Genomic DNA, 14,491 nt, shown 5'->3' with positions numbered 1-14,491 from the left:
CCATGCGAAACCACCTGCGTCTGGCCGCCCTGAGCGCCCTGTTCATCTCCTCCCTGGCGCAAGCCGCCGACCTTATCCCGATCGAAGTCCACCGCGACGCCAACTGCGGCTGCTGCAAAAAATGGATCAGCCATCTGGAAGCCAATGGCTTCAAGGTCGAAGACCACGTCGAATCCGACATGAGCAGCTTCAAGCAGCAACACGGCGTTCCGCCACGTCTGGCGTCCTGCCACACCGCAATCATCAACGGCAAATTCGTCGAAGGCCATGTTCCGGCGGAACAGGTGCTGGCCCTGAGCAAACGTGACGACCTGCTGGGCGTTGCCGCACCGGGCATGCCGATGGGCTCGCCGGGCATGGAAATGGACGGCATGAGCGATGCGTATCAGGTGATCGGCCTGAAGAAAGACGGTGCCGATGTGGTGGTGGCGGATTACCCGGCCCATTGATGACGGCGGGTTATCTCGGGCTGTTCCTGGCCGCATTCGGTGCGGCGACGTTATTGCCACTGCAATCGGAGGCCGTGCTGGTCGGGCTGCTGGTCAGCGACCGTTATTGGTTGTGGGGGCTGCTGGCCGTAGCCACGCTGGGCAACGTCCTGGGTTCGCTGGTGAACTGGTGGCTGGGGCGCGGGCTGGAACGGTTTCAGGACCGGCGCTGGTTTCCGGTCAGCCCGAAGCATATGGCGCGCGCCCGCGTTCACTATCAGCGCTATGGTCACTGGTCCCTGCTGCTCAGTTGGCTGCCGGTGATCGGCGATCCGCTGACGTTGATCGCCGGGGTCATGCGCGAACCTCTTGGGCGATTCCTGCTGATCGTCACTCTCGCCAAAGGCGCCCGCTACGGGGTGCTGGCGATGCTCACCCTTGGCTGGCTCGGTTGAACGATCCGGCCCGGGGATTGCCTCTGTTTAACGTCGCCCTAATCCGGCCGTTCCAGCATCGGCCGATTTCTTGTGGAGTTGTCCTATGTCTGTGTCGCTGACCCGCTGGCTGCCCGGCCTGGTGTTGACCGCCGCCCTGCCCCTGCTTGCTCACGCCGAAGGCCCGCAATACGGGCCGGAGCTGCAAGGTTTCGATTATCCCTACACCCTCAAGCACTTTGCCTTTCAGTCCCAGGGCAAGTCGCTGCAGATGGGTTACATGGACGTCGCCGCTGATGGCAAGGCCAACGGACGCACCGTGGTGCTGATGCACGGCAAGAATTTTTGCGGCGCGACCTGGGACAGTTCGATCAAGGCCCTGAGCGAGGCCGGCTACCGGGTGGTCGCCCCGGACCAGATCGGCTTCTGCACCTCCAGCAAACCCGATCACTACCAGTACACCTTCCAGCAACTGGCGGCCAACACCCAGAAACTGCTCAAGGCGCTGGGCATCCAGAAAGCCACCCTGCTCGGCCACTCCACCGGCGGCATGCTCGCCACCCGTTACGCGCTGCAATACCCGGATCAGGTCGAGCAACTGGCGCTGGTCAATCCGATCGGCCTGGAAGACTGGAAAGCCCTCGGCGTGCCGTATCGCAGCGTCGATCAGTGGTATCAGCGCGAATTGAAAGTCACCGCCCAGGGCATTCGCGACTATGAACGCACGACCTATTACGACGGCCGCTGGAAACCCGAATTCGACCGTTGGGTCGACATGCTCGCGGGCCTGAGCAACGGCCCGGGCAAGACTCAGGTCGCATGGAACTCGGCGCTGATCTACGACATGATCTTCACCCAGCCGGTGTACTACGAGTTCAAGGACCTGAAGATGCCGACCCTGCTGCTGATCGGCACTTCCGACACCACCGCCATCGGCAAGGACATTGCGCCGCCCGAAGTGAAAGCCAAAATCGGCCACTACGAGGTGCTGGGCAAGCAGGTGGCAAAACTGATTCCTCAGTCCACGCTGGTGGAGTTCCCCGGCATGGGCCACGCGCCGCAGATGGAAGAGCCGGCGAAATTCCACGAGGCACTGCTCGGCTGGCTGGACAAAACCAATCCCGTTCGTTGAAGAGGTAACGCTGATGGCGGTGCAGATTGCGGTGATCGATGACTGGCAGGACGTCGCGCGGGGCGTAGTTGACTGGTCGGTGCTCGACAGTCTCGGCGAAGTCACCTTCGTCCATGAGTACCCGGCGGACAACGCCACGCTGGCCGAACGTCTGGGCCAGTTCGAAGTGATCTGCGTGATGCGCGAACGCACACGCTTCGATGAAGACCTGCTCAAACGCCTGCCGAACCTGAAGCTGCTGGTCACCGGTGGCATGCGCAACGCGGCGCTGGACATGCCGGCCGCTGCTCGCCTCGGGATCAAGGTCTGCGGCACCGACAGCTATAAACACGCGGCGCCGGAACTGACCTGGGCGCTGATCATGGCCGCCACCCGCAATCTGCTGAACGAAGCCAATGCCTTGCGCGCCGGCCAGTGGCAGCAAGGCCTCGGTGGCGACCTGCACGGCAAGACCCTCGGCATTCTCGGGCTCGGCAGCATCGGTCAACGGGTGGCGCAGTTCGGTCAGGTGTTCGGCATGCGCGTGATCGCCTGGAGCGAAAACCTCACCGCCGAGCGCGCCGAGCAGGCCGGCGTCACTTATGTCAGCAAGCAGCAATTGTTCGAACAGTCTGACGTGCTGTCGGTGCACCTGGTGCTCAGTGATCGCAGCCGGGGGCTGGTCGATGCCCAGGCGCTGGACTGGATGAAGCCGACCGCGCTGCTGGTCAACACCGCGCGCGGACCGATTGTCGACGAGGCGGCGCTGATCAAGGCCTTGCAGAAACAGCGCCTCGGCGGTGCGGCCCTCGACGTGTTCGATCAGGAGCCGTTGCCGACCCTGCACCCGTTTCGCACCCTCGATAACGTGCTGGCCACGCCCCATGTCGGCTACGTCAGCCGCCAGAACTATGAGCTGTTCTTTTCGCAGATGATCGACAACATTCAAGCCTGGTCAGCTGGAGAACCGATCCGCCTGCTCAACTGAGCCTCCTCGCCTTCGCGGGCAATTCCTGCCCGTGAAGCAGCATCCGCTGTCCGCCCGCCAACACAATTGTGCGCACCGCAACAGTGCGCTCGCACGTTACCCGCGCCCAAAATCGTGACCGGCCGGTCACCATTTTGCATCATCAACCCTGCCAAACATGCACTTCGTCGGGGCGCCCGCCTTCCCAAAGCCACGGATTTCGTGAGCCCGCAACAGATTGTCGAACAATTCATCCGATTGCCCTGGCCCGCTCTAGGATCTGGCCTAGACTGGTTTTCGCGGGGTAAAACCGGCCGGTCATAAAGTCAAAAATTCGTCGAAACTTTTGCAGATCGCAGCGGGTCATCTGATAGGCAGGGCCAAAGCGACTGGTTCAAGTCTTGCAATGGCCCCCTCACCCATTCTGCTTGCACGTGTTGGGTAGCGTTTGCTCACCGATGCGTGGCGCGTTTGCGCCCGGCCACAGGACCTGGCCATGGACATCGCTTGTTCAAGACAAGAATCAGATCAAAAAAGACGGGAGATTCATATGATCAGTGCGGCATTGGATATTCAGGGAGAACGGGCTCATCAGCCGATGGGTGACTCGAGCACCGTAAGCGTTCCCGGCAGCCGATCGATCAGCGTCCCGGGCACCAAGACGCTGACGCCAGTGGCCAGTCAGAACCCGAACAAGAAGAAAGTGTTGTTCGTGACCTCGGAAATCGCCGATCTGGTGAAGACCGGCGGTCTGGGAGACGTCTCTGCCGCCCTGCCCCGCGCCTTGGCGCACCTGCATGACGTCCGGGTGTTGATCCCCGGTTACCCGCAAGTGATGAACAGCGAGAATCCGATCCACATCATCGGCGAACTGGGTGGGCACGCCGCGCTGCCGCCCTGCAAGATCGGGCGCATGGACATGCCCGACGGTCTGGTGATTTATGTGTTGATCTGCCCTGAACTCTACGCCCGTGACGGCGGCCCGTATGGCGCCAACAACGGTCGCGACTGGCCGGACAACCACATCCGCTTCGCCCGTCTGGGTCTGGCCGCTGCCGATATCGCCGCCAACCTCGCACAAATCCACTGGTGCCCGGATCTGGTGCACGCCCACGACTGGCCGGCCGGGCTGGCACCTGCGTACATGCACTGGCGCGGGCAGCGCACGCCGACCCTGTTCACCATTCACAACCTCGCGTATCAAGGCGTGACCAGCCTCGGCTCTTGCCCGGAACTCGGGATTCCCGCCCATGCCCTGCAACAGGAAGGCATGGAGTTCTACGGCAAGATGTCGTTCCTCAAGGCCGGCATGGCTTATTCGAGCCACATCACCACGGTCAGCGCCACTTACGCGCAGGAAATCACTACCCCGGATTTCGGCTGCGGTCTGGACGGTTTTCTCGCCGCCAAGACCCAGCAAGGTTTGCTCAGCGGCATTCCCAACGGCATCGATGAAAGCTGGGATGCCGCCACCGATCCACATCTGTTTGCACCGTTTGCAATCGGCGACTGGGAAGGCAAAGCGGTGAACGCCGCCCATGTGCGCGAACTGTTCGGTCTGCAAGATTCCGAAGGCCCGCTATTTGCCGTGGTCTCGCGTCTGGTCTATCAAAAAGGCCTGGACCTGACCGAAGCGGTATCGGAATACATCGTCCAGAACGGTGGCCAGATCGCGATCATCGGCCGTGGCGAACCGGAAGAAGAACAGGCCATGCGTGAACTGGCGCTGCGCTTCCCCGGCCAGATCGGCGTGCGCATCGGCTTCAATGAAACCGACGCCCGCCGCATGTTCGCCGGCAGCGATTTCCTGCTGATGCCATCGCGCTATGAACCGTGCGGCCTGAGCCAGATGTACGCCCAGCGCTTCGGCTCGCTGCCGGTAGCACGCAACACCGGCGGGCTGGCCGACACCATTGAAAACGGTGTTACCGGTTTCCTGTTCAACGAATCGACCGCGGACAGCTACCGCGAAGCCCTGAGCCGCGCGTTCAAGGTGTTTGCTTTCCCCGACCTGCTGCACGCCATGCGTTGCCGGGCGATGGCTGCGCCGTTCAACTGGTGCAAGGCTGTCGAACCCTACGCCGAACTCTACGAACAACTGGTGGCCAAGGCGCTGGGTAAAACGCACCACAAATAACCAGGGAGGTTTTCAACGATGCCGTCACGGACACCTGAAAGCTGGCCCCACGGCGCGATCATGCTGGATGCCGAGCACACCCAATTCGCGCTGTGGGCGCCGGATGCATTTTACGTCAGCGTCGAGCTGGACAACGGCCAGTCCCTGCCAATGCTGCCCCAGGGCGAGGGCTGGTTTGTCATCAAGACCCGCTGCCCTGCCGGCAGCCGCTATCGTTTCAATATCGATGGCGAACTGGAGGTGCCCGACCCGGCCTCCAGGGCGCAGGACGGTGATCTCGACCGCCACAGCGTGGTGGTCGATCCGCACCGTTATTCCTGGCGCAACACCACGTGGCAAGGGCGCCCCTGGAATGAAGCGGTCATTTATGAACTGCATGTCGGCGCGCTCGGCGGATTTGCCGAAGTCGAGCAGCATCTCTCACGCCTCGCGGAGCTCGGCATCACCGCCATCGAGTTGATGCCGATCGCGCAGTTTCCCGGCGATCGCAACTGGGGCTACGACGGCGTGCTGCACTACGCGCCGCAGGCCAGTTACGGCACGCCGGAACAACTCAAACATTTGATCGACAGTGCCCACGGTTATGGCCTGGCAGTGATTCTGGACGTGGTCTACAACCACTTCGGCCCCGATGGCAATTACCTGCATCGTTACGCCAAGGGCTTTTTCCGCGAAGACAAACACACACCGTGGGGCGCGGCCATCGACTTTCGTCGTCGCGAAGTGCGGGACTTCTTCGTCGAAAACGCCTTGATGTGGCTGCTGGAATACCGCTTCGACGGCCTGCGACTGGACGCGGTGCACGCCATACAAAGCCCCGATTTTCTGCCTGAACTGGCACATCGTATCCGTCAGCAGATCGACCCTGCCCGCTACGTTTGGCTGACCATCGAGAACGAACTCAACCAGTCGAGCCTGTTGGAGGAGAACTACGACGCGCAGTGGAACGACGACGGCCATAACGCCCTGCACGTGTTGCTGACCGGTGAAACCGACGCCTATTACGCGGACTATGCACTGCAACCCACCGAACAATTGGCCCGCTGCCTGAGCCAGGGTTTCGTGTTTCAGGGTCACATCACCCGCCACGGTGAACCGCGCGGCGAGCCAAGCGAGCATCTGCCCTCCACCGCATTCGTGCTGTTCCTGCAGAATCACGACCAGATCGGCAACCGTGCCTTCGGCGAGCGCCTGCATCAATTGGCCGACCCGCGCGCGGTGGAGGCTGCGACAGCGCTGCTGTTGTTGTCACCGATGATTCCGCTGATGTTCATGGGCGACGAATACGCCGCCGAACAGCCGTTCCTGTTTTTCACCAGCCACCATGGCGAACTGGCGAAACTGGTACGTGAAGGTCGGCGTAACGAGTTTGCGGCGTTCAGTGCTTTCTCCGATCCGCACAAGCGCGAGCAGATTCCCGATCCGAACGCCGAGCAAACCTTTCACGCCTCACAACCGCGGCTGGTCGGCAGCGGCACAGCTCGGCAACGGGAGACGTTGGCGCTGTACCGCCAACTGCTGCAATTGCGCCATCAATACATCATTCCCAACCTGTCCGGAACGCAGGCACTCGGCGCCCAGGTGCTGGGGCCCGGGGCGGTCAGCGCGCGCTGGCGGCTGGGCGATGGCAGCGAGCTGCGAATCGACCTGAACCTCAGCGATACGCCAGTGGTCAACCTTCCACAGACTGATTCGGTGTGGCTGTTTCGCCAGCCACCTGACACAGGCCTGTCGGATGAGGGGCAACTGCCCCCGTATTGCGCGCTCGTCAGCCTCACGGCCGCAACCCCTTTGCCACCCTTGGATGGAGAGCGCCTATGAGCGATGCGCAACTGGAAATTCTCGCCAGCCGAGCCGGCCTTGCCGTCGACTGGATCGACGCCAACGGGCGAGCGCAAAAAGTCGCCCCGGCGGTGCTGCGCAATGTGCTGACCGGCCTCGGCCACCCGGCCGGAACGGCCCAGGAAATCGACGCCAGCCTGCTTGAACTGCAACAGGTACAGGAAAATCGCCATCTGCCGCCACTGCTCACTGCCGATGTTGGCGTGGGCGTGGACCTGGCCCGTTATTTCGAACCCGAAACCCCTTGCGAGATTCACCTTGAAGACGGCTCGCGCCTGAGCCTCAAACTGGATGCCGAGGCCGTGCTGCCCGGCGAAATTCCGGTCGGCTACCAGCAAGTGCATATCGCCGATCAACAATTCACCCTGGCCGTGGCACCGGAACGCTGCTTCAGCGTGGGTGACGCGGTGGACAGCCCGATCCCGCGCGCGTGGGGCCTGAGCGTGCAGCTTTATGGCTTGCGCCGTCCCGGCGATGGCGGTTTCGGCGACACTCAGGCCCTGGAAGAACTGGCCCGGGTGGCCGGCGAGCGCGGCGCCGATGCTTTGGCGATCAGCCCGCTGCACGCGATGTTCAGCGCCGATACCGGGCGCTACAGCCCTTACTCGCCGTCCAGTCGGCTGTTTCTCAATCCGCTGTACGCCGCACCGGGCGCGATCCTCGGCGAGCGCGCGCTGCGCGATGCGATTGACGCAACTGGCCTGAACGATCAGTTCGAACAACTGGAAAACCTGAAACTGATCGACTGGCCGAAAGCCGCCGAGGCCAAACTGAAACTGCTACAAGCCTTGTACGACGGCTTCATCAGCGGCGAACACCCGTTGCACGCCGACTTCTCCAGCTTTCGTGATGCCGGCGGCGAAGCGCTGGAGAACCACTGCCGCTTCGAAGCCATTCAGGAGATGCGCGCCGCCCGTGGCGAAAGCCTCGACTGGCGCCAATGGCCGGAGCACTGGCACGACCCGCGCGGCGCCGCCCTCGGCGCGTTTGCCGAGGAGTACGCCGAGCGCATCAGTTACTTCGCGTTCTGCCAATGGTTGATTCACCGCTGCCTGGAACGCGCCCAGACCGCCGCTCGCAGCGCCGGCATGGGCATCGGCCTGATCGCTGACCTGGCGGTGGGTGCCGACGGCGCCGGCAGTCAGGCCTGGAGCTTTCAGGACGAACTGCTGGCCTCGCTGACCGTCGGCGCGCCGCCAGACATCCTCAATCGCTCGGGCCAGGGCTGGGGCATTTCCGCGTTTTCCCCGGAAGGTCTGGTGCGTAACGGTTTTCGCGCGTTCATCGACATGCTGCGCGCCAACTTCGCCCACGCCGGCGGGCTGCGCATCGACCATGTCATGGGTCTGCAACGGTTGTGGGTGATCCCCAACGGCGCGCTCCCGGCAGACGGCGCCTACCTGTATTACCCGGTGGACGACCTCCTGCGTCTGCTGACGCTGGAATCCCATCGCCATCAAGCGATCGTGCTCGGCGAAGACCTCGGCACCGTACCCGATGGCCTGCGGGAAAAACTCATCGCCCGGGCCATGCTCGGCATGCGCGTGCTGCTGTTCGAACAGGACAACACCCATTTCAAACCGATCCTCGACTGGCCGGACAACGCACTGGCCACTACCAGCACCCACGATCTGCCGACGCTCAACGGCTGGTGGCATGGCCGCGACATCGACTGGAACGCGCGGCTCGGGCTGGTCGATGCCAACGGCGAAATCGATTGGCGCCGTTATCGCGAACGCGAGCGTGAAGGCCTGCGCAGTGCCTTGAGCCAGGACCCGCAGAACTTTCGCGAGGAATCCCACGAGGCCGATCAGGTGGTCGACGCCGCTGTCCGCTTCCTCGGCCACACCCGCGCGCCGCTGGTGCTGTTGCCACTGGAAGATGCGCTGGGGCTCGACGAACAGGCCAACCTGCCCGGCACCATCGACACCCACCCGAACTGGTCGCGCCGCTTGCCGGCCACCAGCGAAGCGCTGCTCGACGGTGCCGACGCCGCAAGACGCCTGGAACTATTGGCGTGTGCCCGCCTTCAGGCAGCCGAGCGTGACCAATGAGTGCATTGCCTGTCCCGACACTGCGCGCCACGGTCCGCCTGCAATTTCATCGCGGTTTCACCCTCGATCAGGCGGTGCCGCTGGTGCCGTACTTCGCCCGACTCGGCATCAGCCACATTTATGCCTCACCGCTGCTGGCCGCGCGCGCCGGCTCCATGCATGGCTACGACGTGGTCGACCCGACCCGGGTGAATCCGGAACTTGGCGGCGAGCCGGCCCTGCGCCGTCTGGTCGCCAGCCTGCGCGAACACGGCATGGGGCTGATCCTCGACATCGTCTCCAATCACATGGCGGTCGGTGGCGGCGACAACCCGTGGTGGCTTGACCTGCTGGAATGGGGCCGACTGAGCCCCTACGGTGAGTTCTTCGACATTCAGTGGCACTCCCCTGACCCGTTGATGGAAGGCCAGTTGCTGCTGCCGTTTCTCGGCAGCGATTACGGCGTCGCGCTCCAGGACGCGACCCTGCCGCTGGTTTTCAACGCCGAGAGCGGCACGTTCCACGTCGAGCATTACGAGCATCACTTCCCGATCTGCCCCGGCGATTACGGCGAACTGCTCATATCCGATGACGCCCCGAACAAAGCGCTCAAGGCCCTCGCCGACCGCTTCAGCGCGCTCAGTTATCAGACCGATGCCCGTTCGCTGGCCATCCCGCTCAAGGAAGAACTTCAGCAACTGGCCAGGGACCCGCAGATCCTCCAGGCCATTCAGCGCAACCTGACGCATTACGACTCGAAGACCGAAGAAGGTTTTCAGCAACTGCACCAATTGCTGGAGCGGCAAAGCTATCGCCTCGCGAGTTGGCGCACGGCGGCGGATGACATCAACTGGCGGCGCTTCTTCGACATCAACGAACTCGGCGGTTTGCGCGTCGAGCGTCCGGCAGTGTTCGAAGCGACCCACCAAAAGATTTTCCAGTTGATCGGCGAGGGATTGATCGACGGGCTGCGCATCGACCACATCGACGGTCTAGCCGACCCGCGCGGCTACTGCCGCAAACTGCGCCGTCGGCTCGACCATCTGGCGCCGGGCCGGCACTTGCCGATCTATGTCGAGAAGATCCTCGGCGACGGCGAAACCCTGCCCACCGACTGGGCCGTGGACGGCAGCACCGGCTACGAATTCATGAATCAGCTGTCGCTGCTGCAACACGATCCGGACGGCGAACATGTGCTGGGCGATTTGTGGAAGCGCCGCACCGAGCGTCCCGCCGCGTTTATCGAAGAAGCGCAACTGGCGCGCCAGCAGATCCTCAACGGCTCGCTGGCCAGCGATTGCGAAAGCGTCGCCCAGGCCCTGCTGCAAGTGGCGCGCGATGACCTGATGACCCGCGACCTCACGCTCGGCTCGATTCGTCGGGTGTTGCAGGCGTTGATCGTGCACTTCCCGGTCTATCGCACCTACATCACCCCGATGGGCCGCTCGGCGCGGGACGAGGTGTTTTTCCAGCAGGCCATGGACGGTGCGCGGCAGACATTGAGCGAAGCCGATTGGCCGGTGCTGGACTCTGTAGCCGGTTGGCTTGGCGGCCAGCCGTGGCGACGCAAACCCCGTGGCCGTTCGCGCAAGATTCTGAAGCATGCCTGCGTGCGTTTTCAGCAGCTCACTTCGCCGGCCGCGGCCAAAGCCGTGGAAGACACCGCGCTGTATCGCTCGGCAGTGCTGCTGTCGCGCAATGACGTCGGTTACAACACCGAGCAGTTCAGCGCGCCGGTCAGCGACTTTCACGCGGTGAACCAGCAACGTCTGGCGAGCTTCCCCGATAACCTGCTGGCCACCGCCACCCACGACCACAAACGCGGCGAAGACACTCGCGCGCGGCTGGCCGTGCTCAGCGAACGCAGCCATTGGTATGCCGAGCAGATAGAGCTGTGGCGCGCGCTCGCTCGGCCGCTGCGCGATGACGATGAACTGCCGTCGTCGGCGGACGAGTTGATCCTCTATCAGGCGCTGCTCGGCAGCTGGCCGCTGGACCTGCGCGACGACGATCAGGCCGGTTTCGCCGACTACGCCAAACGCGTCTGGCAGTGGCAGCAGAAAGCCCTGCGCGAAGCCAAGCTGCAAAGCAGCTGGAGTGCGCCGAACGAGGCTTACGAAAACGCGGCTCAGGCGTTCACCGAACAACTGCTGCTGGCCCCCGAGGGCGAACTGCTGCGCGGTGCGCTCGCCAAGACCGTCAACAGCATCGCTGCCGCCGGCGCTCTCAACGGTCTGGCGCAAACCTTGCTGCGCATGACCGTGCCGGGGGTGCCGGATCTGTATCAGGGCAACGAGTTCTGGGACTTCAGCATGGTCGACCCGGACAACCGCCGGCCAGTGGACTACGCCGCCCGGCAGCAGGCGCTCGAGCCCCCCGGTCCGGTTAAAGAACTGTTGGTCAACTGGCGCGACGGGCGAATCAAGCAGGCATTGATCGCCCAGGTACTGCGTCTGCGCGCCGACGACATCGAGTTGTTTCGCCAGGGTTCGTACCAGGCCCTCGAGGTATTGGGCAGCCAGGCGCACAACGTGCTCGCGTTTGCCCGTGAGCATGGGGAGCGACGGATCATCGTGATCGTGCCGATCCGTTGCGCAACATTGCTGGAAAACAGTGCTGTGCCGATGGTTGACGCGCTGCGCTGGGGCGATACACGGGTCGTTCTACCGTTCGACGCCTCTGACGAAAATCTGAAGGGACTTTTTTCGAGCACCGCAGTCACAAAAAACAGGGAGCTGCAGGTCAGCACCGCGCTGGGGGATTTCCCGGTCAATCTGCTTATCCAACACGTCTAGCAGCATGAGTTCAGTTCAGGAGCATTGCGATGAGTACCGACGATAAACGCATCCGCGAATTCGCCTATCAGATCTGGGAATCCGAAGGTAAACCCGAAGGCCAGGAATCGCGCCACTGGGAGATGGCGCGCAAACTCGCCGAAGCCGAGGCGCTGGCACCGAAAAAATCGCCAAAGGCTGCCGGCAGTAAAACCGCCGGCAAAACCGCCACCAGCAAAGCCGTTGATGGCAAGGCACCTGCTGCCAAACCCAAGGCCACGACGGCCAAGGCCAAGCCTGCCGGCGCCGCGAAAGTGATTCCCCCGGGCGAAAAAGCCACCGAGAAAAAGCCCCGCGCGCCGCGCAAGCCGCCTGCGGTCTGACGCGCCCCGAACCATTGATTTGAATAACCGTGTGGCGGGTTCGCTCGCCACCGAGGGCTCACTCGTCCTCGAAAACTCGCCATTCCCTTGTGGGAGCGAGCCTGCTCGCGATTGCGGCTGGACATCCACCGCGGGTGTCAACAGGTACAAAGCCATCGCGAGCAGGCTCGCTCCCACAGAAGATTGATGTTCACCCCGACTTACTGACTTGCAGGAGCACCTATGACCCGTCCAAAGAAAGCCGAGCCCACCGCGCACGCCGAACCCTCGCGCATCCGTGAAGGCCTGCCCTTCCCGCTCGGCGCGACCTGGGATGGTCTGGGGGTGAACTTCGCGCTGTTCTCCGCCAACGCCACCCGGGTCGAGCTGTGCATTTTCGACGATGCCGGCGAAGTCGAACTCGAGCGCATCGAGCTGCCGGAATACACCGATGAGATCTACCATGGCTATCTGCCCGATGCACATCCGGGCCTGATTTACGGCTACCGGGTCTACGGCCCGTACGACCCGGCCAACGGCCACCGCTTCAACCACAACAAATTGCTGATCGACCCGTACGCCAAGCAACTGGTGGGCGAGTTGAAATGGTCCGAGGCGCTGTTCGGTTACACCATCGGCCACCCGGACGCCGATCTCAGCTTCGACGAGCGCGACAGCGCGCCTTTCGTTCCCAAGTGCAAGGTCATCGACCCGGCGCACACCTGGGGCCACGACCACCGCGTCAGCGTGCCGTGGGACAAGACCATCATTTACGAGACCCACGTGCGCGGCATCAGCATGCGCCACCCTTCGGTGCCGGAGAACGTGCGTGGCACGTTTGCCGGACTGATGGTCGACGACGTGCTGGAACACATCCGCAAACTCGGCGTGTCGACTGTTGAATTGCTGCCGATCCATGCCTTTGTCAACGACCAGCACCTGCTGCACAAAGGCATGACCAATTACTGGGGCTATAACAGCATCGCGTTCTTCGCCCCGGACCCGCGTTATCTGGCCAGCGGCAAGATTGCCGAATTCAAGGAGATGGTCGCGCATCTGCACGACGCCAACCTCGAAGTGATTCTCGACGTGGTCTACAACCACACCGCCGAAGGCAACGAGCAAGGCCCGACCCTGTCGATGCGCGGGATCGATAACGCCTCGTACTATCGCCTGATGCCGGACGACAAGCGCTTTTACATCAACGATTCCGGCACCGGTAACACCCTCGATCTGAGCCATCCGTGCGTGCTGCAAATGGTCACCGACTCGCTGCGCTACTGGGCCAGCGAAATGCACGTCGACGGCTTCCGTTTCGATCTGGCGACCATCCTCGGTCGCTATCACGACGGTTTCGATGAACGTCACAGCTTCCTTGTGGCCTGCCGCCAGGATCCGGTGCTGCGTCAGGTGAAAATGATCGCCGAGCCTTGGGACTGCGGCCCCGGCGGCTATCAGGTCGGCAACTTCCCGCCGGGCTGGGTCGAGTGGAACGACAAGTTCCGCGACACCGTGCGCGCGTTCTGGAAAGGCGACGACGGCCAGCTCGCCGACTTCGCCAGCCGCATGACGGCCTCCGGGGAAATGTTCAACCAGCGTGGCCGCCGGCCTTATTCGTCGGTCAACTTCGTCACTGCTCACGACGGTTTCACCCTCAACGATCTGGTGTCCTACAACGACAAGCACAACGAGGCCAATGACGAAAACAATCAGGACGGCAGCAACAACAACCTGTCCTGGAACCACGGCGTCGAAGGCCCTACCGACGATCCGGAAATCAACGCGCTGCGCCACCGGCAGATGCGCAACTTCTTCGCCACCCTGCTCTTGTCCCAAGGCACGCCAATGCTGGTGGCCGGTGACGAATTTGCTCGTACCCAGGACGGCAACAACAACGCCTATTGCCAGGACAGCGAGATCGGCTGGGTCAACTGGGACCTGAGCGAGGACGGCAAGGCGCTGCTCAAATTCGTCAAACGCCTGATCAAGTTGCGCCTGGCCTACCCGATCCTGCGACGCGGGCGTTTCCTGGTCGGCGAATACAACGAGGACATCGGCGTCAAGGACGTGACCTGGCTTGCACCGGACGCCACGGAAATGACCACCGAACACTGGCATGACGCGCAAAACCGCTGCATGGGCATGCTGCTTGACGGTCGCGCCCAGGAAACCGGGATCCGCCGCAAGGGTGCCGACGCCACGTTGCTGCTGGTAGTAAACGCCCATCACGACATCGTCAACTTCACCTTGCCGGAAGTGCCTGAAGGCAGTTTCTGGACGTGCATGATCGATACCAACCAGCCATCGATCCGTGGCCAGGAGCGTTTTGAATTCGGTCATGAGTACTCGGTCACCGGACGCTCGCTGTTGCTGTTTGAACTGCAGCGCGAAGAAGAGGACTGA

10 protein-coding genes are annotated in these 14,491 nt (G+C 62.7%); all 10 read left to right on the top strand.

Features of this window, described 5'->3' with window-relative positions; all coding sequences use genetic code 11:
- Positions 1–2: 2 nt before the first annotated feature.
- The 10 genes from AC07XZ_RS05330 to glgX all read left to right on the top strand — a co-directional run bounded on the left by AC07XZ_RS05330 (position 3) and on the right by glgX (position 14,491).
- Positions 3–449, top strand: a complete 447-nt coding sequence (locus AC07XZ_RS05330) for a DUF411 domain-containing protein (RefSeq protein WP_007957572.1) — start codon at positions 3–5, stop codon at positions 447–449.
- Positions 449–883, top strand: a complete 435-nt coding sequence (locus AC07XZ_RS05325; RefSeq protein ID WP_011333971.1) for a YqaA family protein — start codon at positions 449–451, stop codon at positions 881–883. Before AC07XZ_RS05330 ends, AC07XZ_RS05325 begins: the two co-directional genes overlap by 1 nt.
- An 85-nt stretch (positions 884–968) precedes the next feature.
- On the top strand, positions 969–1,994 hold the full coding sequence (locus AC07XZ_RS05320) for an alpha/beta fold hydrolase (protein WP_102686261.1): 1,026 nt from the start codon (positions 969–971) through the stop codon (positions 1,992–1,994).
- Positions 1,995–2,007: 13 nt separating this feature from the next.
- Positions 2,008–2,961, top strand: a complete 954-nt coding sequence (locus tag AC07XZ_RS05315; protein ID WP_085745815.1) for a D-2-hydroxyacid dehydrogenase family protein — start codon at positions 2,008–2,010, stop codon at positions 2,959–2,961.
- 529 nt (positions 2,962–3,490) lie between these two features.
- Complete coding sequence (gene glgA / locus AC07XZ_RS05310; RefSeq protein ID WP_102686262.1) at positions 3,491–5,077, top strand: glycogen synthase GlgA; 1,587 nt, start codon at positions 3,491–3,493, stop codon at positions 5,075–5,077.
- An 18-nt stretch (positions 5,078–5,095) separates the two neighbouring features.
- Positions 5,096–6,898 carry a malto-oligosyltrehalose trehalohydrolase gene (gene treZ, locus AC07XZ_RS05305; RefSeq protein ID WP_102686263.1) on the top strand — a complete coding sequence of 601 codons (1,803 nt, stop codon included), beginning with the start codon at positions 5,096–5,098 and terminating at the stop codon, positions 6,896–6,898.
- Complete coding sequence (malQ, locus tag AC07XZ_RS05300; protein ID WP_102686264.1) at positions 6,895–8,973, top strand: 4-alpha-glucanotransferase; 2,079 nt, start codon at positions 6,895–6,897, stop codon at positions 8,971–8,973. The genes treZ and malQ overlap by 4 nt, the downstream gene beginning before the upstream one ends.
- Positions 8,970–11,747 (top strand): malto-oligosyltrehalose synthase, encoded by a 2,778-nt coding sequence (locus tag AC07XZ_RS05295; RefSeq protein ID WP_102686265.1) that lies wholly within the window; start codon positions 8,970–8,972, stop codon positions 11,745–11,747. Before malQ ends, AC07XZ_RS05295 begins: the two co-directional genes overlap by 4 nt.
- 29 nt (positions 11,748–11,776) lie before the next feature.
- Positions 11,777–12,109, top strand: coding sequence for a DUF2934 domain-containing protein (locus AC07XZ_RS05290; RefSeq protein WP_102686266.1), 333 nt, complete (start codon positions 11,777–11,779; stop codon positions 12,107–12,109).
- A gap of 222 nt (positions 12,110–12,331) precedes the next feature.
- A complete protein-coding gene (gene glgX, locus AC07XZ_RS05285; protein WP_085745821.1) occupies positions 12,332–14,491 on the top strand; it encodes a glycogen debranching protein GlgX in 2,160 nt (719 codons plus the stop codon).

This window comes from Pseudomonas sp. GW458-11-26-14-LB4, assembly GCF_059423925.1.
This window is presented reverse-complemented; position numbering and strand designations above follow the sequence as displayed.